The sequence below is a fragment of the Shewanella xiamenensis genome (assembly GCF_014647135.1).
In the GTDB taxonomy this organism is placed as follows: Bacteria; Pseudomonadota; Gammaproteobacteria; order Enterobacterales; family Shewanellaceae; genus Shewanella; species Shewanella xiamenensis.
In genome coordinates, this window is record NZ_BMOP01000029.1 from 14707 (window position 1) to 36572 (window position 21866).

Genomic DNA, 21866 nt, shown 5'->3' on the forward strand with positions numbered 1-21866 from the left:
CTGACATTAAAATGAGTATAAAAATGAGCATTAAAAACAAGATAACACTCGATTAAGCTATAGATAATTTTTAGCCATACATTCCGTCAAATATGGTTTATTAACCTTGGCATTTATTACGAATGCAGAATTAGTTACGCTCAGTTAAATGATCAGACAACGAAGAATAGATATCCTTACCGGACAAGATTGGGACAGAAGCGCGTTAGTTTTTTACACTAATAAGTTGGTTATTTCCATGGGGTAACGCTGGCCATAAGCCGCGCGACCGTAGGGAGCGTAATTAATGGCCTTGTTAGGGTTACTACTCAAATGCTTTACATAAGGTGCCCTGATGGAAGATCATTTGCCACCTCCCATTTATCAGAGACCATATTGAACATCGTAATGAGTAAATAGCGGTTGTCTCACCACCTTTGACCATGACAGCTTTATAAAGTAACTGGGCACAATTTGGCGCTAAATGTCTCAATTCATATTCAGATGCACTGATCTTAGGAGGCGATTCTGATGGCAAGCGCTCCAGAGCTTCTTTTTTTCCAAAACGAACTCCAGAACCACCAATTTCAGTGAACTCATCCGCAATTAGTTCATCCAATTCGCAGTATGAAGCTCTGGTCTCAGCCTTAAATAAATGCTCTTCTAATTCGATGAGCTTTGCCTTTAAGTTTTCCACAAAATCTCCAAGTAAAGCCCGCCTAAGGGACTGGCAACGCACTACCACTAAACTCAAACGCAACAACTGCAACCACCGCGACTCAATGGGACTGGAAACGCCGCGCGTTGACAGTCCCTCTTGAGGCGTTTGTTATGTGTTTAGCTAACGCCGTTTACCAAGGGATGGCAAGCCACCAGAAACCTCATTAGGATGGCTATCATAACCAACCACATAACGATTCTTTTTGTTCTTTTTCTTAAATGATCTGAAACGGAAAATCTCTGCTTCTGAAGGTTTACGCTTATGAGCTTCCGAATAGTGTAATTTCAAAGTCGCCAAGCTACCTTTCAGCGTTGAGCCACATGCTGGGCAATCAGCAATACTACTCAATGACCTATTTTTACGCATACTGCACCTATCTCTATACCAAACATCTATCTTACTTAATTAGTTGATATATCAAAATAAGTCGGCCACTCATTTTAAATCAAAAACATAATGGAATAAATCTCGGAATAAATCTAGCCACCCAATATAAATCAACAACATAATGTACTTTACGTTTGTCTACAACTTGTAAGATCTAAAAATTGCCTAAATGAGAGAGCAAAAGTCACAGGGGCAGTATCTGAGGCAATAAATTGAGTTAATTCTTTCAAAAATAGAGTGTTTTAGACGAGGTAAGTTATCCCATCGTGTTTTTGGGATGCAAGGTAAGCATTGCTTTCGAAGTAATATAAGCAGTTATCAGTTACTGTGAAAATGCTGACAACTTGCAGCAAAGTGCCGTCGTCGCTTTTCGAGATGTTCGCAGTAATCGCTCAGTTCTTGCAATGTGCCTACTGGACCATGAAATAGTTTACCAAACTCGGTGGTCAGCTTGAGCCAATTGTCATGGGGGATATTTAATCTGTTCAGTATCTTGGTACTACTTTCACTGATGTATCCACGTTTATCATTGCGAATAATTCGGCCTGTATCATCCACCAATTGAAGGTAATCGGTTAAGGAAAACGCAATGCCATTGGGTTGGTTGTCGCACTCATTACCAATAAAAGGCAGGAGATTGCTCGGCTGCTCACCTTTTAATGCAGCCCGAATACGTAGTTGAATACTGGTATGGTCGGATTGTTCAGGTGTATCAGCGAGTTGCGCTCTAATGGGACTTTCTTTTAACAAAGAGTAATCAACGTAAGTCATACAGGCTAATACCGCAGCTTCATCGAGTAGGGCTTGAGTCTCCATAAAATAAATAGATAAACCGACCTTCCCAGAACCTGCCAGTGCAGTTATCTTCTTGATTTGCTTGCCTTGCAATCGGTTCATTCAAACAGCGCATAAACCATGAAATATCACACAAACGACTGCGATAAAGGGCAATTGAATGCTTTAATCTGTTGACCTCATAGGCTTCAACTAACTCACCTTTTACGAATTTTTGCGTTAATTCATCGCCCTTAAACAACTTATGCCACTGCTCAAGGACTTCGCGGTCAGTCCAGCAATTGACAGTCTCGATATCCACCCGCAACACCAGATGCAGATGATTCGACATCACCGCAAATGCTGCGATATCGATGGCAAAAACCGCTTCAAGTTCAAATAATAATGACTCCACCCAAGCGCGGCGATGGTCATAGTTTTTACCCGAGTAACTATCATCGCCACATAAAAAAGCCCGCCGAACAACGCGGCTACAGCAATGGTAATAGGGACTGATGTTAAGGTGAGAGTTCAAGACTTATCTGAGTTCTACGAGGGCGCGGCATACAAACCTCCTTGTTTAATGCTTAACCAAAGCATAGTCGGAGATTAACTACCGCTCGATTAAGGTTGGGTGTCCGATTGCCTCGATTAGACGATTCAGCTTCACTGCTTTTAACTCTCCATCACCTTTTAAACATCATTTATAGGCGAAAGCTCAATAGCTACGACAGCTTTTGTCGCTGCTATTGATTAATATACGGATATTCGAGCCTAAGCCTATAACTTATCAATTTACATGCAGCCTAATTTTCAGCGTCAAGTGACCTTACTCAGCTTAATCCCGCGTGCTCCGCGCAAAATTTCGGTGAATGAATTAGTCGAGAGACTAGCAAACCGCACGCAAGATATCAGTAAGCGTTCAGTGCAGCGAGACCTCAAGGCGATGTATGAAATGGGCACCTTTGGCTTGCGCCTCGATGACAGAAACAAGCCCTATGGTTGGTCAATTGAATCTTGCTGGCGTGGCCTTAATCTGGAGTTAATGGATCAACATATGGCGCTGGCATTAACCACCTTAAAGCGAAGTGCCAGCCAGTTGATGCCGCCACAAAGCTTGCAACAACTGCAACCCTATTTCGAACGGGCCGACCAAGTGCTGGCTAGCGATCCTGAGAATCCTTGGCTTTATTGGGCTTGCCGAGTTGCACAGCTCCCAGAGCCTTATCCCTTTATCCTGCCGCAGCACGAACCTAAATCCCTAGAGGTAATACAACAGGCGATTTTGGATAAAAAGCAAATTAGCTGCGATATAAAAAAACGGATCAATGGCAAAATGCATTGGCTGCATTACAACCCAATCAATCCACAGGGAATTTTAATCCGTGACGGTGTAGCACTGCTCGCCTTTACGATTGGCAGTTTTGATAAACGCCGCCATCATAAACCAATAGGTTTACTGCGTGATGCACAGTTACTCTCAACTCCTGCGGTGGCGAGTACAGATTTCGATATTAATAAAACCGCCCAAGGTCTAAGTGGTGAAAAAATTCACCTCGAATTACTGTTCGCCGATCGGGCAAGTTTTATCATGCGTGAAGCTAAATTTAGTGAAAACCAAACCATGCAATTACGTGAGGATGGCCGCTTTTATGTAACGGCTGAGGTCAATGACACCCCAAAACTTCGCGCGGCGCTATGGGAAATGGCCGACACCGTTGAGGTATTAGCCCCAGAAAAACTACGGGAGCATTTTGCAGCCCTAAGCCAAAAAATGTATGCCAAATATCTTTCTTCAGTTTAAGTGTTTGATGCGACAAGTCTAGTCGCTACTCAAGGTTAGCTTTAAGAGATAACAGCTAATCGAGAGAATCACCATGTTTGAACTTATCAGTGAAGGATCCGCTAGCACTATGCCCAAATTAACCGTGTTGGGTGTAGGAGGCTGCGGCTGCAATACCATTAATCAACTCAGCCACGCCAATCTGCCGCCAAGCGTCGAACTCGTCTCAGTAAATACCGACGCGCAAGCCATGGCGGCCACCAGCAGCCACGCCCGCATTCAAATTGGCCCGCAAACCACCAGAGGCTTAGGCGCTGGCGCTAAACCCGATGTCGGTTGTGCAGCTGCGATTGAATCGGCCCAGGAATTAAGTCAGCAAATGCAGCACGCGGATATTGTATTTTTGACTGCGGGTTTAGGTGGCGGAACGGGCACTGGTGCACTTCCACAGGTCGCAAGACTCGCCCGAGAACTATTGAAACCCGTTATCGCCGTCGTCACTACGCCCTTTAGTTTTGAGGGGCAACATAGAGCGGCCAATGCCGAGGCGGGATTACAAGCATTATTGGAAAGTGCCAATGCTGTTATCGTACTCCCCAATGACAAGCTTGCCGAGGTGCTCGGGGCCAAAGTCACCTTGCTTAACGCCTTTAAGGAGAGCAATAAAATTTTGCAAGATGTACTGCTTGGGCTTGCCACTACCATCAGCCAAGCTGGGCTTATCAATATTGATTTAAATGATTTTATTTCCGTCATCAGTCGCCAAGGCCGTGCGGCCATGGGCGTGAGTAACCTTAAGGCGGATGACGATCTAGTCTCAGCCGTTAAACGCGCCATGCAACATCCCCTGCTCGATAATATCCAGCTAAATCAAGCGCAAGCTGCGATTGTCAGTGTGGTAGCCAAAGACACCATCGAACTCAGTCAATACAACCAAATCGGTGCGACAGTGCATGAGCAATTACCCAAAGATGCCTTAGTGATTATTGGGTTAACCATCAATCCTGAACTCGAGTCAGAGCTCGAAATCATGGTGATTGCAACGGGAATTGGATTAGAGCAGACAGCAAAACCAGACCCGGCACAGATTGTTGATGATAGCTACATCAATGTGCATGATTTTATTAAACGTCCAGCCCTACCCATACCCGAACCAGCACAATCGAAGTTTGATTTAGATAAGTTGCAAATCCCAACTTATCTGCGGCAGCAAAAGCCTCCGACGCATTAGTGGGCTTGATGCAAAAACACCACGTCTTTATCTATCACTTCGAGCCGCCAACCATAATGCTCGGCAAGCCACTGAAAAGTGACTTCGGAGTAAAAGTTAATATGAGTGGGATCATTTTTATAATGCCAAGTGCTAAATGCCGTGGGATTAAGCACTCGCTTGGTCATCACGGCTAAAATGCCCTTGGGTTTGAGCATCCCCTTTAACTGAGTCAGCAAAGCATCGGCATCACTTACGTGCTCAATCACTTCGGTAAGGGTAATAAAATCGTATTGGCGAGTCAGTAACTCGGGGTGGTTAGCGTAATAAAGATCGTAGTTCTCGACCCGATAACCCCGCGCTTTGGCCATCAGACTTAAGACTTTGCCTTCACCACAACCAAAATCGAACCCTAACGCCGATGGAGTAAAGCGGGTCAACAAAGGAGCGAGGGTTCTATCTAAAAACTGCTGATAACCGAGGTCCTGAGGGTGATTTTCGTGCTTGTCATATTCGGCTTTTTCAGCTTCAGAGCTTAGATAAAACTCGGCGGGGACACTCACCAAAGCACAGCGCTGGCATTGTTGGTAACAACGACGTTTATCTTGATGATAAGCCACTAAATCGGTGCTATGGCACAGCGGACAGGTATTCAACAGCAGCTCCTAAAAAGTCGTAAGGCAAACGGCAGAGATTGCCTTTAAATAGATCGCGATTAACAGCTAAGGTTTAGGGATTTTACGCTCTTTGGCCGCAGCTTCCTTGGCTTCTTGCAGATATTTTTGCTCACGGCTTTCCCTTTCATCAAATTGCTTTTGCGCCTTGAGCTTTTGTTGCACTTCCCAATCCTGCGGATTGGTTTGCTGTTTTATTGTTTCTTCCCGTGCTGAGGTTGTTTTGGCTGCTTGGCGCGCCTTTTCAAGTTGCAGTTGTTCAATCCGCTCAGAGTCGATACGCGCCTTATCAGCCCTTTGCTCCAAGGTTAACCGAGGTTTGGGTTGTTCAGCAGCATGCGCCGCGGGCAACACTGCGGCGAGACACATACCTAAAACGATAGTTTTGACTAGTCTTTGCATCCTACACCTTCTCTAGAGTCCTTAATTCACAAATGGCCAGGCCAAACTGAGCCTGCATGGCAAAACATAGCATAAAACATTATTTTGCCGTGATGAGTTAGCATGATTTTCGCTGAAGTAAATCAAATGAACCTATCTTAAACTGTTATTTTTTAATTTATATTTGAGCAAAACATCGATTCGGTTTATTTTTAACCCCATATGAATGATGTACGATTTGATATAAACAAAAACTAAGGGAAAGGATGTGACCTTAATCTGTGTCACCGAGGGAGTATCCTAATGATTCGATGGCAGCACTTGCTAAATAAACTCACAACAGATGATCCGCTGTTGCAAGAGAAACTCTCTATTTGGCGAGCCCATCCCCATAAAACACCCCTCGCGCTGATCCAAGGCTTTAGTTTTATTAGCGCAAACAGTGCCACCTTAGACTACTTTGGTACTGAATATGACACCTTTGTCAATGCCACACCTTATGATTTTTCCCCTAGAATTCAATCATCTGGGCGTAACAGTGTTGAATTTGCGCGGGAGATGATCCTAGAAGCCGTCTCGGGGGTTAATGTCGAATTCAGTTGGCTCCACCTTAATCATCAAGGGAATGAACTGCCCACCCGAGTAAACCTCTATCGTTGTTATTTACAGCAACAACCTGTTGTACTGGTCGAGTTACAAGCATTAAACCGTAGAACTCAAGTCAGGCCAGCCATTGCCGATGGTTTTGCCCATATCCCGAAAGAAATTCTCTCGACGACCTTGGAAGAAAGTGCCGAGGCCGTTTATATCACCGACACCGACAATAAGGTATTGGCGGTCAATAAGGCGATGTGTCGTATTTGTGGCTATAGCGCGGAACAATTAATCAATAAAACGCCCGATTTTTTAGAAGCCAACCCGCTTAATCTCAGTGAACAAAGCGAGTGTTTACAGGCCTTAAAACAGCGCGGGTTTTGGCAGGGTGAAGCCTTAAAACAACGCTCAGATGGCAGCACGTTTCCCGCATGGCAGAGTAGTCGGCGCATCGCTGCGGATGGCATTCAATATCATGTGAATATCTTTAGTGATATCAGCACCAAAAAGCTGCTCGAGACGCAACTTACCACCCGCGCCATGTATGATACGTTAACGGGGTTACCAAATCGTTTTCATCTTAAACAGATACTTAATGGCGCACTTGATAAATTAAAAGACGATCCTCTCGTCCTCGGCGCACTGATGTTTTTAGACCTCAACGGCTTTAAAAATATCAATGACAGCTTTGGCCATTCAATGGGCGATAGAGTATTACAACTCGTTGCCGCCCGTTTAGAAGCGGGTTGTATCGAAAAAGCGGATATTGCCCGTATGGGTGGGGATGAATTTACCTTAGTGCTACAAGATTGTAGTTGTAAGGAAGAAATCCAAGAGTTCGCAGAGCAAATTTTAAGTTTATTCGACAGTCCGTTCGAAATCGAAGGGCAAAAGTTTTTCCTCGGTACCAGTATTGGTATCGCGCTGTTTCCTACACACGGTGATCAGGCTGGCCAACTGATTAGTTTGGCCGACACCGCCATGTATTGCGCAAAGAAGAACCAGCCTCATTTAGTGTTTTATGATAAAGCGATGAGCCAAGCCGCTGAGCTTAAATTAAAACTCATCAATAATCTCAGGCATGCCCACAGTTTAAAGCAGTTTAAACTCGCCTATCAGGCCATTGTGGATTTGCACACCAACACCCCCATTGGTGCTGAGGCACTACTGCGCTGGCAAAAGTCTCCCAGCGAACATTATGAGGCAGCTGAGTTTGTGCCTTTATTGGAGGAAACGGGGCTCATTGTCAGCATAGGACAATGGGTACTCGAACAAGCCTGCAAGCAAGCATCACTATGGCGCGCACAATATCAGCCCGATTTTAAGATTTCGGTTAACGTCTCTCCGTTGCAATTAGAGCATGTAGACTTTGTCGGCCAAGTCGTCAGTGCGCTGGAAATGGTCGCCCTACCCGCTGAAGCCTTAATTTTAGAAATCACTGAATCTGCACTGCTACGCCAACCAGAACAGGCTCGCTATACGCTAGAACGTATTAAAGCCTTAGGTGTAGGCATTGCCATTGATGACTTTGGTACTGGCCTTTCTTCTTTAAGCCGCTTAGGTACCTTGCCCATTGATAGTGTCAAGATTGATGCTGAGTTTGTTCTACGTTTGAATGATGTATCAGGCCAAAAACTCTGCCATGCCATTGTGCAATTAGCACAGGCGCTCAACATTCACTTTGTGGCGGAAGGCATTGAGACACAACAACAAAAAGACATTATTACCCATATGGGACAAGGCTTTGCCCAAGGCTTTTTATTTGGTTATCCAAGTTATGTTGAGCAGTTTACTCAGTCCTATTTAGCCGAGAAATACATTGCTTAAATAGAGACGATTAAAGGCGCTTAAACACAGTGACTGATTGTTTATTAAGATAATATGGATTGGCTATCGATAGGCTCGATAGCCCTGCCAGCACACCATAAAATATGGAATCACTCCCCTGCAAAGCAATTGGCTGGCAAAGCTATCTCATCATTTGCCGTGCAAATGAATCGTCACTATTAAACCTTGTTTTACGTTACGTTAGCGTGATCTGAATAAGATTTTAACTATTTTAATTCGTACAGAGTCTCAAAAATGCAAAAAATGAAAATCACTTCCCGCAATTCTAAAAAGTGAAATTAATCATAGCGCAACCTCACCTCTGCGGGCATCGCCTGCAATCGCATCGCAACCATAGCATCAAAGGCGACCAATAACGGGTTCACATCTAAACCCTCATCAAGCGCTTTTAACATATAAGCACACGCCTCTAATGTTGAAAGACTATCGCTGCGGCTTGATTTGCGGATCTTGTATCTTGACGTATAGCCTTCGGCCAAATGCACTGCCGGAAATTGTGTTAACCATGGATTTAATTGTAAGATTTTAAAGGCTTTTCGCCAGGTACCATCGATTAATAGCAACACACAATCAGCGCATATAGACTGACTTTCAACACTCGCGCTCTGCTCTGAGGGATATACAAGATAAACAGGGCGCTGACATCGGCTTAATTGCTCCCGCAGCGAGGCAAAATCCGCTTCAGACTCACCCACATACACTTGAGTATTAGGTATCACTAGGCTTAACACCCTAACACTATTCTTTTTATGTTCGACTTCAGAGGGGTGCTGTAATATCACTAGTTGCGTCTGCGGTTTTATCTGCTGCACATGGGAGCATAAGCAAGCATTCATCGGATAACAGCAAATAGGACAATATTGACGGCTCAAAGCGAGTTCTCGATAAATAATTTCCAGTAGTATAGCAACTTGAATTATCCATAAAAAATGCCCGTAGCTATGGTCAAATAAGCTACGGGCAAAGGGTGTTTCTTTAATTAGCCGTTTAGGGCGTATTAATGCTCGGCGGCTAATTGCTCTTGGTGCCAGTGGTCAAAGCGGCTGAGCGCCATCATCGAGAGTAATCCGATAGAGAAAAATCCCATCACTAACGCCACCGCATAGGGTGCAGTCAGGTTTGTTTGCTGCACTAAGCCTGCGATGACGGATGCGCCACTCATCTGAATAAAACCTAACATCGCCGTTGCGGTGCCTGCACGCTCGCCAAAGGCAGAAAGCGCCATACTGGTTGCGGGGCCTAACAAGAATGCAAAACCAATACACAACAACATCATAGGCAACATAAAGGCAAAAGCAGCAGCCATTCCTACACTCGGGCCAAAGGCTTGCGCTGTGACAATTAATATCGCCGAGAGCACCAGCAGTGCTAATGCGAAGATCGCGGTGGGACGATTACCTAATTTACGGATCACTACTGGCGCAACAAAACACGCGGCAATATTGACCAATGCATTCAATCCAAATAACCCACTAAAGGCCAGCTCGGATACCCCTAAATGGCCAATAAGCCACACGGGTGAGTAGGACACATAACTTAAAATCGCCGCCATAGCTGACATACAAGCAAAAGCATAAAACAAGAAATGCGTATTACTTAACACAGGTTTATAGCGACTCCAACGATAAAGAGGGCCAGTACTAACGGTATTGGCTGGACGAGTTTCGGGTAGACGATAGCCGACCAAGAGCATCATTAAAATCGCGTACAAGGTCATAAATACAAAGGTTGATCGCCAGCCAAACTGCATGGCCAATAGACCCCCTAAGGTTGGCGCCAGTGCAGGGATCACGCAAATAGCCCCATTTAAGTAACTGTAAATCTTGGCGCCTTCTTTTGGTGAGTAACAATCGCGCACTGCACTAAAGACCACAATGGAGGTCGAACAGGCAGCCAAACCTTGTAATACCCGGGCAATTTGTAACCAATGGAATTCAATCGCGGCGGCCGCAAGCAAACTGCTGGCGCCATATAACAACACGCCAAAGAGTGCCACAGGGCGACGACCATACCGGTCTGCTAATGGGCCAATCAATATCTGCCCAACGCCCATAGCAAATAAAAATAATACCAGTGTCGACTGCACTTCGCTGGCAGATACGGCGAACTCTGCCGCCATGGTGGGCATAGAAGGTAAGTAAATATCAATTGCCAATGGGCTGAGTAGCACCAAAGACATCAAAATAGGTAACAGATTGCGCCGCATAACATGTATCTCGGTTTAACAGTAAAAGGTATTTCAGTGGGCGGTAGTTTAAATAACTCAAGGTATGAACAGAAATGGTATAATTTCCAAAGTGAATTTCCTTTGAGGAATATCTATGAATCTCGACAACTTAGCCAGAATCGACCTCAACCTACTGGTGATATTGAAGGTTTTGCTCGAAGAGCAAAGTGTCACCCGCGCAGCGAGCCGATTACACATTAGCCAGTCGGCATTGAGCAAGAGCTTGAATCGCCTGCGAGAAACGTTAGATGATCCCCTATTCCAACGTACTGCCCATGGCCTAAAACCCACAGCACATGCGCTCAATATTGGACAAAAGCTGCCGAATATTCTGCAGGACTTATATCAACTGACTCAGCCACCGACGTTTACTCCAGCCAGCAGTAATAGGCAGTTTTCCTTTGCCATGGTCGAAAGTGCCTACGAAACCTTGATCCCCTATTTTATAGGTCCACTATTAAATAGTGCGCCCAATATCAAGCTCGATTCCTATGTCTGGACCGAAAAATCTATGCATGACTTGCAGCAAGGGCAAATTGACTTTGGGATTTCAGGACGGGATCTACACCCACTCTCAGATTCACACACTGACCGACTGCCAGAAGGCATTGCCTGCCAAACCCTGTTTACCGATAGACAGGTATGTTTGGTGCGCCAAGCTCATCCCTTGATGGCCGCTCTCACCTCGCCCCAATGGGATTTATCCTTGTACTTAGAGATGGCGCATGTGCAAGTGCGCTGTGAAGGGAGTGATTGGTGGGCGCTGGATTATTTTCTGGCAGACTTAGGGCACAGGCGCAAAATTAGCACCACAGTACCAGATTTTTATGGCGCGGCGAGTGTTTGCGCCCACAGTGATTTGATTTTTACCTTACCTTCTAGCTTTGCCCTACATGCCTGTAAACTCTATCCATTAAAGCTGTTGCCTTTACCCTTTGAGTTTATGCCAATGGCCTATGTGTTACTGTGGCATCAACGTAATGATGAAGATCAAGGCCATAAATGGATGCGCGACACTATCTGCCAAAGTGTCGAAAAGCTGATGCTGCCGCAGGGTTAATTGAGTGAGTAATAAACAGCCCAGAACACTGACGTATTCTGGGCTGTTTTATTCAAGCAAACTTACAGAATAAACGTCGCGACCTGCGCATTGAGATCATTAGCACGCGCCTTTAATGCCTGAGCTTGGGTCAGATCCGACTTCGCTGCTTCGGTAATTTCGTCGGTCACATCCTTAATGGCCACCGTATTTTGAGTGATTTCACCCGTTACTTGGGTTTGCTCTTCAGCCGCGGTCGCAATTTGGCCTGCCATGTCCGAAATCACATGTACGGCTTGAGTAATCTCCTCCAGTGCCTTCGCTGCGGCATTAGCGTCTTCAACACTATGACCCGCTAACACTTGGCTGCTTTCCATCAAACTCACCGCCTTCGCCGTTGTACGTTGCAGAGTTTCAATGGTCGCATGTACTTCTTGGGTCGAATCTTGAGTACGGCGCGATAGCACTCGCACTTCATCGGCCACCACCGCAAAGCCACGGCCCTGCTCACCCGCACGGGCAGCCTCAATCGCCGCATTAAGGGCTAACAGGTTAGTCTGCTCAGCAATCCCTTGGATCGTCGCTAAAATGCTAGAAATCGACTGAGCGTGACGACTTAAATCTTCAATGACCTCAGTTGCTTGAGTGACTTCATCCGCTAAAGAATTAATCGAACTACGGGTCTTATTAACTAACTCTTTCCCTTGGAAGCTGCTCGCTGCTGATTGCTGCGCAGCTGTAGCGGTATTTTCCGCATTCGCGGCAATTTCATTAGTAGCACTTGCCATTTCGGTTACTGCGGTCGCGACCATGGCAACTTCTTGTTGCTGGCGCTGTAATTCGGCCACGGCAATATGGTTAGTTTTGAGGCTACGCTCTGCGTCCGCATCCAGTTCACTGGCCAACTGACGAATATGGCTGATGAGCTGATGCTGACTGCCGACAAATCGATTAAAGCTGTCGGCCAGTACGCCCACTTCATCTTGCGTATCAACCTCAATACGTTGGGTTAAATCGCCATTACCATCGGCAATACGCGCTAGCGCCTGCGATACACGTCCAAGCGGACCTAGCAATAGATTCACCAACCAAGAAATGGCCAATACGCTGAGTAATAGCATGACGGCCGACAGCCCCAATTGGGTCAGTAATAAATTAGTTAATGGCGCCTCAAGCGTCTCTTTGTCCAGTACTATCACTAATTCCCAATCGGTATTGGGAATATCGACACCCCAAACTAACTTATCGCGGCCTTCGTTTTCGAAATACATTGGCAGCCATGTGCTGGCCTGACGGCTCTGCTGGGGTAAATTATGATTAAGGTCGTTGTCGATATCGCTAACGGGTTTCATCGCCTTAGAGGCATCTTTGTAAGCGATGACAGTACCGTCTTTGTGCAGCATGATTGCATGACCATTGGCTGGTAAGGTCATGCGATTAACACTTTCAACCAAACTCGCAATCGACAGGTCGCCCCCAACCACACCTTGTGAAACCGCCTGCGCCATAGTGACCACTAACACATTGTAAGCTACGTCAACATAAGGTTTGGTGAGAATAAGACCGCGCTCATTTATCGCTTGTTTATACCAAGGGCGCGCTCTCGGATCGTAACCCGTACGGTCTATGCTTGGATCGGAGTCCAGCATCTGCCCCGTTTGTGTACCGTAGTAAGTGAGTTGGAATCGCCCCGAAGCTTGCGCTTGCTGTAATGCGTTTAAACTGTCACCTTCAACTTTAACGGCTAACGCCCCTACGATATCCTGACGCCCAGCTAACCACTCTTGAATGCGCTCAGCCTGTTGATCACCCAGTCGCTGCACCTGCTCCAAACTATTTTGCAACAACAATGACTTTTGACTGGAATAACTTTGCCACGACAGCAAGCCAATCACGAGGGAAAGCGCAATCACGACCGAAATCAGGATCTTTTGTTTAAGCGAGTATGAGTTCATGTTGGTATCTACGGTTTTACAGCTTTGAAGGAAGAAGTGGTAAGACTGGCTGGCACTTACTGTAATAAATTTACAGTGTTAGCCAAAACCAATCAAAAATTCAGCTAAATTTTCGCACATGTTACAGCGCAAACAAAGAATCACTCGTCACCAAATTAATAAATAATTAAGCAAAAACATAAAGATAACCAATCAAAACCTGAGCAACACCAAATAACAACCCAAAGTTCACATCAACCACAAGTCACCAACAAACCAAAGTCATGGACGTAAAAGAACGTAAATTAACCCAAATTAACGTGACCCAATCCGTTTATTTATTGCACACTGAACGTCCATAACATTGGGGAAAGAGGCTTCTCTAACATAGCAATTTGGCCAAGCCCGTTATCAAATACTGGGCGACTCACCTTAAGCCTCACCCATTTTGATTAGGAGTTCTTATGATTTATCAACAATTTCAACAGAGCCTATTTCAGCCACGCATTTCAGGAGCACGGGCTTGGTTAGCGATGGCAATCAGTGTCAGTCTAATCTGTTTATCTCTGTTTTTATTACCTTTTGTGCTTTTATTTGGCGCAATTGCTCTAGGCTGCTTAGTGCTATTTAGTCGTATTTATGTAGCGCGCCAATTGAGTAAGTTTAATCGTGAGCAAGCGCGCCGAGCGCAGGCACAAGCGAGCGAGGCGACTAGCCAAACGTCAACGTTTAATCAAACCGCGAATGTTGTGCGTGAACCCCATGCAACTCAGTACCGAGGTCGTATCTTTGAACATCAAAAAGAGGAAGAGTAGCCCTAAGCGCTTAGCAGATCCTTGGCGCGATTAAGGGTATGAATTTCACCGGGATCTTGAGTGATCTTCAGTACAGTATCGATTTGTAAAACAAGCGATTGCCAAAGAGGCTCGATGATCTCAGCCTCTTTGCTATTGGCATGACGGCGCGCTAGATTTAGCAGCGCCGCAGAACCCACCACATCAATGCGCCCCAAAATGCCGTCGGCCAATGCCATACTCAGCTCAATCATGGCAGGCACACTGTGACCATATTTAATGACCTCACGCAGATAGCGCTCAGCTTGGCTCACATCGCCACCCAAGCCACTTTCATCATTTAGCATATGTTGCGCACGGGTAAGCATGGCATCGAGCTGACCTTGCTCTGCCGCTTCGGCCATCCAATACTCACTCGCGATAGGATCTCGCTGACAACCATCACCATTGGCGAGCATTAAGGCCAAATGATATTGGGCATGGGGATAACCCGCCTGCGCCGCTTTACTTATAAAATGATAGGCTTGCGGTAAATCCTTGGTTTGATAGTAAAGCACACCTAAATTCGCCATGGCTTCGGTTTGCTCACCTTCGGCCGCCAGCTGTAAAAAGTGTTTCGCTTGGGCCAAATCCGGCTTAAATGACTCACTGCCCACCAGGTAAAAATAGCCAAGCAGCGCCATCGCATTGACCACGCCAGCCTCAGCCGCAGTAGCTATCGCAGCCTCGCCTTTAATGGCATCGGCCTCTCCCTGATAGCCATGGATTAAACTCACTCCATGCTCATAGAGGGCTTGCATATGGGTTGGGGCTGCAAGGGCAAACCAGTAGGCGGCCTTAGCAAAAGTATCACTGGCTTTTTGTGCGACAGCTTTTACTACTGGGCTATCGTCTTCAGTACCATAGTACTGATCGACGAGGGCAAGCTCCTGCTCCTTAAGCATTAATGCTTTGGTTTTAAAAGAGATCCCCACAAGATACTGCGCATTGGGATCATCCTCCATCACCGCGCGGTAACAGAGATCTTTAACCGTAATCGCATCGCTGGCTTGAAAGCGGTATGCAGGCGCCTCGCAGCCAACCACCTTCGGATACAGATGCTCAACTAAAGCGAGTACATCTTTAATGGCTTTTTGGGCCAAGGCGAGTAACTGCTCTTGGGTAAGATGATATTTTTCAGGGTGAGCGCCACGGTTACCATCAGCGCGCAGGCGATGCAACGCTCTGGTGGTCTTCACATCGATCAGCCGTTTTTGATTTAACAGCTCAATACGATCATAGAGATTGGGGCTAGCAAAGGACACCGCTTTACTCTGCCCTAGCAAGTCAGTCAGCCTATGGGTAAAACTGCGAATATGCAGTAATGACTGAGTAGGCACATCCTGCACATAATTTTTAGCATTGAGGTAATCATCAAGAAGCGAGGCCGAAAACCCTTGGATAAATTCACTATCCAGTAACTCAGCCTCAGTCCCCATAAATCCTTACCTCAAATTGAATTTGCTCAGTTGATATTATTCCGCAGTTGGCTTTTTAGACACCATATACAAACGGAACAATGCCAAGTTTACGAATAACCCAATAAACGCCATAAAGGTATCCGCGAGCAATTGCACAGGCAAGCCACCAAAAGATGCCGCTGCTGAAAGCTGGCTACCAACCACAGAAAGCGGTAAGTAAAGCATCAATAACGCAATGGTTTTTAACACAATCGGGCCACTAAAGCTAAAGCTTGCCTTAATCGCTTCCAGCGGTGTTAAACGCTCAACCACCACCATAAAGTTCACATAGGCTAGGCGAGCAAACAGATAAAAGCTAATAACGAGTCCCACTAACCACATCGGGCCAAACGCTGCAAATAGCATCACTGGCGCTAAAATGGCCAGTCCAGAGAATACGCCAGCTAAGAGTAAAGGTGGCACAAAGGGTAAGCTGGCTTTCAGTACCATACCAGCTGATGGATTATGCCCTTGGGATCTCAGTTCTAAAAACAGCGTTAACGCCGCAATCAATACCGAGAAGAGCAGCAGAAGGAGCATCATAGCAATCATGTGTGATGCGCCAAACTGCGGGTTTTCCAGATCAACTTTGCTCATCTCTGTGCCAAGCCATAGCTGAATACCAACCTGCACTAATAACAGTGGCACCGTCAGCATGGCAAGCTGGGTGAGATGATTACGGAAAAAGTTATAAGCTTCGGTCAAAATTGCGGATAGTGACATGCGCCTTTCCAAAATAATTGAAGTAAATTAACACCGTGAATTGTCGCTAAGGATACCCAAAATCCCGCCCCAATGCACAACACAAATCACCTGAGTGAACCGTAAATCACAGAAAAGGGCTGCAACAAAAGTCTCAAAGCCGTTACACTGTCCACTTTATTGCGCGCAAACCGTCAAAGGATGCCACTCTATGAAACACACTTTCACACTCTCTATTCTGATTAGCGCCACACTTTTAGCCACTCCCGCCAGTGCAAGCTGGTTAGATAACCTTGCAGGAACACCAGCAAAAACAGAGAAAGTGGCCACAGGTAGCGTCACCCAATCCAACGCATTAGTTGGCAGCGTGATGTCGCAACTCGGACTGAACCAAACCCAAGCCGAAGGCGGTTTAGGCAGTCTGTTAGGCCTAGCACAATCGAGTCTAGGTTCGAATGATTACACCAAACTAGCTGCCAGTATCCCTAATGCCGACAGCCTATTAGCCGCAGCACCTAAACTTGATGCGAACTCAGGCGTTTCTGGCCTGTTGTCTAAGGCTGGCAATATTGGCTCTTCTCTGCAAGGTAGCGCAATGGTGTTAGATGCCTTTGAAAAACTAGGTATTTCTAAAGAATTAGCCATGCCAATGATCAATATTGCCAAGTCTTATCTTGAGACAAATGGCGCCGAAGGCAGCTCTGATCTGCTGATGAAGGGTTTAAATACTCTGCTATAAATGTCGTCCCACCCTAAGCCTATGCTTAGGGTGAACTTTAACGTGAAAAATCACTCTATCTAGTTATTCCTTCTTGCCAGAGCAGTGCCACTTTATGATTGCGAAGCTGAAACGATTCCTTCAATCCCACACCCACGCCATCTCTCCAGAGGAGAAAGCCCACCAGCTAAAATTAGCGGCGGCGAGCATGTTGCTCGAAGTGGTATATGCCGATGAAACCCTCGCCGCAGAAGAAAGAGCACTATTGCCTAAGCTGCTGACAGAGACCCTATCGATGTCGGCGCAGGATGCTAATGATTTAATTGAAGAAGCCAAAAAAGCCCAAGGTAATGCCACCTCATTATTTGAGTTTACCAATACCATTAATGCCGAATTTAGCTTGGAGCAAAAACAGCAATTATTACTAGCCATGTGGCAATTAGCCTATGCCGATGGACAACTCTCCCAGTACGAAGATCAAATCATTCGCCGTACTGCTGATTTGCTGTATCTCAAACACAGCGAGCTTATTCAGATGCGTAATCAGGCCATCGAAGCCCAAGTGGCACGCTAAAAGCAAGCCATAAAAAAGCATGAATCGCAGTACTGCCATTCATGCTTTTGAATCAAGGTTGTAGATTGCCGTTTCCTGTTCCAGCTGGCTTAGGCAAGCGCCTTACCAATCTCAAAACCGACGCCTCTTAGCTCCGTTAACTTAGAACGAAGCCCACCCATTTCCATTTTTAAGCCTTTCTTAGTCGCAAGCTGCGATAGCCAACTGGTTTTATCGTCATCCTCAATAGTGTCCCAGTCTGCTAATACTTTGTGGGATAAACACAACAAAGCTGCCAATTTAGAAAATGGATTCGAATCCTTAGGATGATCTTGGTAGAGAATGCCTTGCACCAATGCTGGGGTAAATTTCCAATTTTGAGCCAACAAAGCACCAATATCGGGGGAATCATAACCGAGGAGTTCTCGCTCAAAAGCATGCTTATCTTTACCCTGTGCGACAGCTTCGTTAATTTTTTCAGCATCTTCAGGGGAAATTGCCGCAATCAGTAAATCACCAATACGGTGAAGGATGCCGCAGGTAAAAGCCTCGTCGGGCTGAACGCCGCACCGTTTGGCCATCTCTTGATTGTAGAGTGCAATTTCGAAGGTTTGTCCCCAAAACTGGGCTAAATCAACACCATTGCATTTAGGCACCGCCCCCATCACGGCAGATGCTAATACTAAGGTTCGCAAGGTTTGCATTCCAAGGCGTACTACGGCTTCATCAATACTGCCCACCTCGCGACTGTGGCCGTAATAGGCGCAGTTAGCTAATCTGAGTACCTTGGCACTGATCAGGGGATCATGAGACACCTTAGTCGCAATATTTTTTACTGTAGCGTTGTCGTCGTTAACGACATCAAGCAGTTCACTGATTGCTTTAGGTAAACGGGGCAACTCATCAACTCGACTCAGTAGCGCAGCAGAATCCATATTTATTCTCCTTCTAGATGAATGATCAAAATATAGAACACAAAATCTCGCCTCGCTCTTATGCTTATGAACACTTATGAGTTGAATGTGCAGCTTTTCAGTCAGTATTTAGCAATCGCAATCTTAGTGAAAATTCAGCCCGCCAATCATAAGAATGCCTCTGCAACACAGCAAAAATCACAGCAATTCGCGCTTTGCGTTATAGGTAAAGAGATTAGACTTGCTCAATAGTTAACCTTATTTGTAAATAAATATTTCAAATAATAAGCAATGAATGTTATAGATTAAATATTGTTCATCAATTGTAAGGAAGCACTATGGGCCAAAATGCACTGGTTAATCGCACCGGGATTATTATCGTTAGCGCACTGATCACCTTAGGTTTGTTCGTGTTTATGGCACAACTTATCCATAATCCACAGCCATTGAGTGGACAAACGTCAGATGCGCCGCAAATCAATATTTTGATGAGCGAGCGAACACCTATTCCTCCGAAGGAAAGTCGCCAACCCGAACCGCCAAAGCCCATCCCAACCAGGGAGCGGGTCACAACGCCGGGCGAAAGTGCTGAAGTGGTCGAATTTAGCCCCCAGACTTTTACCCCCGAAATGCCAATCCAAACGACATTCTTTAACCAATCGACTATCACCGCTGAGGCCTTACCCGTGGTGCAAGTGTCTCCTCGTTATCCGATTGAAGCAGCACAAAATGGTAAGGAAGGTTATGTGGTCGTAGGCTTTGATATTACTGCGGATGGTACGGTCAGCAATGTGCGCGTGCTCGATGCTAACCCGAAGCGAGTGTTTGATAAGGCGGCGCTTTCAGCAGTGCAAAACTGGAAATACAAACCTAAGTTTGATGCGGGCAAGGCCGTACCCCAATTAAATCAACAAGTACAACTCGATTTTAAACTGGATCAACAGATTTAAGACTCGCAGATCAGCACGCTTAAAACCTTGTGTGCTGATCTGTCATTATTTGAATGACATAGGGATTAAGCAACCTTGTTAACCGCCAAGGCCCGCTTACGACTAATATGGCTCTTTTGCCACCACAAGAATGGGGCGACAAATAGGATTAACGCAAATACATAGGCCATGCTAGCCCCAAGCGCGATACCTAACGCTAAGCAGAAGCCACAACCTAATACCACTAAAGGTAAGTTGCTACGGGGCAATAATTTAGCCGCAGCTAACATCGCCATTAAGTAGATCACCACGAACACCCCGTTACTCCAGGCAATAAGATGTTCGAGTTCCTGACCCGTGATGTGAGTCAGCACTATCACACTCGCCATCACGCCGAGTAAGGCCGCCAAGGCACGGATCGGCACACCATGACGATTCTTAACCGCAAAGCAGCGCGGTAAAATACCTTCACAACTAAAACTCCATACAAGACGCGCGGCGCTGGCGGCATAGACGTTTACTGTGGCAAGGCCACTGGCAATTCCCAACACACCAATCACTTGCGCACCGTATCCCCCTAAAAGCGCATCGAATACACCAATCATCGCCACGCTTTTGTCAGTTGGCACTAACAGTAAAATCAGTGTGCAGGCCACATAAATAATCCCCACCAGCACAGTACCCATCATCATTGCCGGGATCATATCCTGCTGTGGGCGACGAAAATCATCGGCAAGATGAGTCATGGCTTCTATCCCTAAAAAGCTCCAAAAAGCGATACCTGCGGCAATCATCATGGTAGAGATTTCTGGTGAGCCATAGCTGGCAAGTGAGGTTAAATGCCCAGGCTGAAGACTGCTTGCACCAAAGAGCACCACCACAATGGCGACAATACAAAGGGTTAAGCCGAATTGCAGTTTGGCCGACACTTGAATGCCACGAAGATTGAGCAGGAACAAGCCAAAAATAACGAACACCTCAGCGCCCACCTTGGGCCAGCCATCGAGGGGAATGAGTGCATTAACAAACTGGAAAGTCATCAAAATCGCGGCGGGCGCGCCCATCGGCACGACCAACAAAAAAATGAGTCCGATAGTACGGCCTGCGGTACGCCCAAAAGCCTTTTCCACAAAATAAGCGGGACCCGCAGCATGGGGAAAGACACTCGCCAGCCGCCCAAAAATCAGCGCCACCGGAATAATGGCTAAGGTGAGGAGTGACCAAGCGATAAGCGCACCAGCATGGGCCTTGTCGATTGTCATTTGCGGGAGAATAAACACCCCAGTGCCCAGCAAAGTGGTGGCCATCAAGCCTGCACCTTGCCAACGTCCTATAGTTCCGCTATGTGAGTTCATCTGTTAACATTCAATGGTTTTGAAGCCGTCAGTATAGTGAGATTTTACGCCGCAATCTGCCGTCAATTTCGGTGTTCTTAGTGGTAAACGCCAGCACAATGACGGTAAAAAGCACTATTTCAGGCAAAATGACGGTGTAACTCAAGGCCTTATACTGAGTTGTACTTTTAGGCCGCCTCACTTGTTATACCTATTTTTTTTCGGAGTCCACGTTGGATAAGTTTGATACCGCCATCATCGATTGTTTGCGCCAAGATGCTCGCCAAAGTGTTTCCAGTATTGCAGAGCAGGTCAATCTTTCCCGTAGCGCGGTTGCCGAGCGGATAAAAAAACTAGAGCTAGGTGGCGTGATCCGTGGCTATCAGGTATTGCTGAGCGAATCGCAAAAAGAGGGAGTGTCGGCCTACTTCGAAATCCAACATAAATGTCCCCGCTGCGCCGATGTGGTACACGTGTTCCATGCGATCCCCGAAGTAATTACCTGCCGTGGTATTTCCGGTGATATGGATTTGCTGGTGTATGTCCATGCCCCATCAATGCGCCGTCTTCATGAAATCCGCGAATATATCGATACTCACACCGATATCATCAAGATTAAAACCCATGTGGTGATGAGCGAGTGGATTAATAATACTGGCGAGTAATCTTGCTTGCCCCAAACAAGAAACGCCACCCCTAAGGAATAAAGGTGGCGAGGCCCTTGTGGAGGCAGGGCAAACAATACCTAAATATCAAATATGGCTTCCCTTCCCAATAACCTCCCTGTGACAGCAAATCGCGACAAGACAACGCACCTTTAATCACTTCAGCCAGCGTTATTAAAGGGAGTTAGCTCACAGTGCTTCCTTAGA

The 21866-nt window shown here is 46.1% G+C and carries 20 protein-coding genes and 1 pseudogene; 9 read left to right on the forward strand and 12 right to left on the reverse strand.

Annotation, left to right across the window (positions count from 1 at the left end):
* Positions 1-304 precede the first annotated feature (304 nt).
* The 3 genes and pseudogenes from IEY09_RS17710 to IEY09_RS17720 form a co-directional block, all read right to left on the reverse strand.
* Positions 305-676, reverse strand: coding sequence for a nuclear transport factor 2 family protein (locus tag IEY09_RS17710; RefSeq protein ID WP_172587297.1), 372 nt, complete (start codon positions 674-676; stop codon positions 305-307).
* Between the two features lie 144 nt (positions 677-820).
* On the reverse strand, positions 821-1066 hold the full coding sequence (locus tag IEY09_RS17715) for a hypothetical protein (RefSeq protein WP_188872093.1): 246 nt from the start codon (positions 1064-1066) through the stop codon (positions 821-823).
* 339 nt (positions 1067-1405) lie between these two features.
* Positions 1406-2427: pseudogene (locus IEY09_RS17720) on the reverse strand (transposase).
* A 233-nt stretch (positions 2428-2660) separates the two neighbouring features.
* Between IEY09_RS17720 and IEY09_RS17725 the strand changes: the two are divergent.
* On the forward strand, positions 2661-3665 hold the full coding sequence (locus IEY09_RS17725; RefSeq protein WP_069453993.1) for a helix-turn-helix transcriptional regulator: 1005 nt from the start codon (positions 2661-2663) through the stop codon (positions 3663-3665).
* Positions 3666-3774: 109 nt separating this feature from the next.
* Positions 3775-4875 (forward strand): cell division protein FtsZ, encoded by a 1101-nt coding sequence (ftsZ, locus tag IEY09_RS17730; protein ID WP_229778020.1) that lies wholly within the window; start codon positions 3775-3777, stop codon positions 4873-4875.
* Here the strand turns inward: ftsZ and IEY09_RS17735 are convergent.
* A complete protein-coding gene (locus IEY09_RS17735; protein ID WP_188872097.1) occupies positions 4872-5510 on the reverse strand; it encodes a class I SAM-dependent methyltransferase in 639 nt (212 codons plus the stop codon). The genes ftsZ and IEY09_RS17735 overlap by 4 nt on opposite strands.
* Positions 5511-5576: 66 nt before the next feature.
* Positions 5577-5930, reverse strand: a complete 354-nt coding sequence (locus IEY09_RS17740) for a hypothetical protein (RefSeq protein WP_037426688.1) — start codon at positions 5928-5930, stop codon at positions 5577-5579.
* Between the two features lie 282 nt (positions 5931-6212).
* On the opposite strand from IEY09_RS17740, the gene pdgA reads away from it, so the two are divergent.
* A complete protein-coding gene (gene pdgA, locus IEY09_RS17745; protein WP_188872099.1) occupies positions 6213-8330 on the forward strand; it encodes a diguanylate cyclase PdgA in 2118 nt (705 codons plus the stop codon).
* A 299-nt stretch (positions 8331-8629) separates the two neighbouring features.
* Here pdgA and IEY09_RS17750 read toward each other — a convergent pair whose 3' ends face one another.
* Positions 8630-9223 (reverse strand): tRNA-uridine aminocarboxypropyltransferase, encoded by a 594-nt coding sequence (locus tag IEY09_RS17750; RefSeq protein WP_188872101.1) that lies wholly within the window; start codon positions 9221-9223, stop codon positions 8630-8632.
* A gap of 125 nt (positions 9224-9348) precedes the next feature.
* Positions 9349-10557, reverse strand: coding sequence for a multidrug effflux MFS transporter (locus IEY09_RS17755; protein WP_144345284.1), 1209 nt, complete (start codon positions 10555-10557; stop codon positions 9349-9351).
* 115 nt (positions 10558-10672) lie between these two features.
* On the opposite strand from IEY09_RS17755, the gene IEY09_RS17760 reads away from it, so the two are divergent.
* Entirely contained in the window at positions 10673-11638 is a 966-nt protein-coding gene (locus tag IEY09_RS17760; RefSeq protein ID WP_037426682.1) for a LysR family transcriptional regulator, read from the forward strand.
* Between the two features lie 62 nt (positions 11639-11700).
* Here IEY09_RS17760 and IEY09_RS17765 read toward each other — a convergent pair whose 3' ends face one another.
* On the reverse strand, positions 11701-13572 hold the full coding sequence (locus IEY09_RS17765; protein WP_188872103.1) for a methyl-accepting chemotaxis protein: 1872 nt from the start codon (positions 13570-13572) through the stop codon (positions 11701-11703).
* Positions 13573-14015: 443 nt separating this feature from the next.
* Between IEY09_RS17765 and IEY09_RS17770 the strand changes: the two genes are divergently transcribed.
* Positions 14016-14366 carry a hypothetical protein gene (locus IEY09_RS17770; protein ID WP_188872105.1) on the forward strand — a complete coding sequence of 117 codons (351 nt, stop codon included), beginning with the start codon at positions 14016-14018 and terminating at the stop codon, positions 14364-14366.
* A gap of 2 nt (positions 14367-14368) precedes the next feature.
* Here the strand turns inward: IEY09_RS17770 and IEY09_RS17775 are convergent, their stop codons facing one another.
* Positions 14369-15823 carry a DUF4145 domain-containing protein gene (locus IEY09_RS17775; RefSeq protein ID WP_188872107.1) on the reverse strand — a complete coding sequence of 485 codons (1455 nt, stop codon included), beginning with the start codon at positions 15821-15823 and terminating at the stop codon, positions 14369-14371.
* 36 nt (positions 15824-15859) lie between these two features.
* Positions 15860-16567 carry a hypothetical protein gene (locus IEY09_RS17780; RefSeq protein WP_037423577.1) on the reverse strand — a complete coding sequence of 236 codons (708 nt, stop codon included), beginning with the start codon at positions 16565-16567 and terminating at the stop codon, positions 15860-15862.
* 190 nt (positions 16568-16757) lie between these two features.
* Here IEY09_RS17780 and IEY09_RS17785 point away from each other — a divergent pair, with 190 nt between their 5' ends.
* Both IEY09_RS17785 and IEY09_RS17790 read left to right on the forward strand, forming a co-directional pair.
* The gene (locus tag IEY09_RS17785; protein ID WP_144345288.1) at positions 16758-17285 is read left to right on the forward strand and encodes a DUF2780 domain-containing protein; all 528 of its coding nucleotides are present in this window, start codon (positions 16758-16760) and stop codon (positions 17283-17285) included.
* Between the two features lie 94 nt (positions 17286-17379).
* Positions 17380-17838 carry a tellurite resistance TerB family protein gene (locus IEY09_RS17790; RefSeq protein ID WP_037423583.1) on the forward strand — a complete coding sequence of 153 codons (459 nt, stop codon included), beginning with the start codon at positions 17380-17382 and terminating at the stop codon, positions 17836-17838.
* A gap of 89 nt (positions 17839-17927) precedes the next feature.
* On the opposite strand, the gene IEY09_RS17795 is transcribed toward IEY09_RS17790, so the two are convergent.
* A complete protein-coding gene (locus tag IEY09_RS17795; RefSeq protein ID WP_037423586.1) occupies positions 17928-18752 on the reverse strand; it encodes an HDOD domain-containing protein in 825 nt (274 codons plus the stop codon).
* Positions 18753-19069: 317 nt separating this feature from the next.
* Here IEY09_RS17795 and IEY09_RS17800 point away from each other — a divergent pair, with 317 nt between their 5' ends.
* A complete protein-coding gene (locus tag IEY09_RS17800; RefSeq protein WP_055647299.1) occupies positions 19070-19681 on the forward strand; it encodes an energy transducer TonB in 612 nt (203 codons plus the stop codon).
* A gap of 65 nt (positions 19682-19746) precedes the next feature.
* On the opposite strand, the gene yjeH is transcribed toward IEY09_RS17800, so the two are convergent.
* The gene (yjeH, locus tag IEY09_RS17805) at positions 19747-21015 is read right to left on the reverse strand and encodes an L-methionine/branched-chain amino acid transporter (RefSeq protein ID WP_099457253.1); all 1269 of its coding nucleotides are present in this window, start codon (positions 21013-21015) and stop codon (positions 19747-19749) included.
* A gap of 212 nt (positions 21016-21227) precedes the next feature.
* Between yjeH and IEY09_RS17810 the strand changes: the two genes are divergently transcribed.
* Positions 21228-21659: an Lrp/AsnC family transcriptional regulator gene (locus IEY09_RS17810; protein ID WP_144345291.1), complete on the forward strand. Its 432-nt coding sequence runs from the start codon at positions 21228-21230 to the stop codon at positions 21657-21659.
* The last annotated feature ends 207 nt before the right edge of the window (positions 21660-21866 follow it).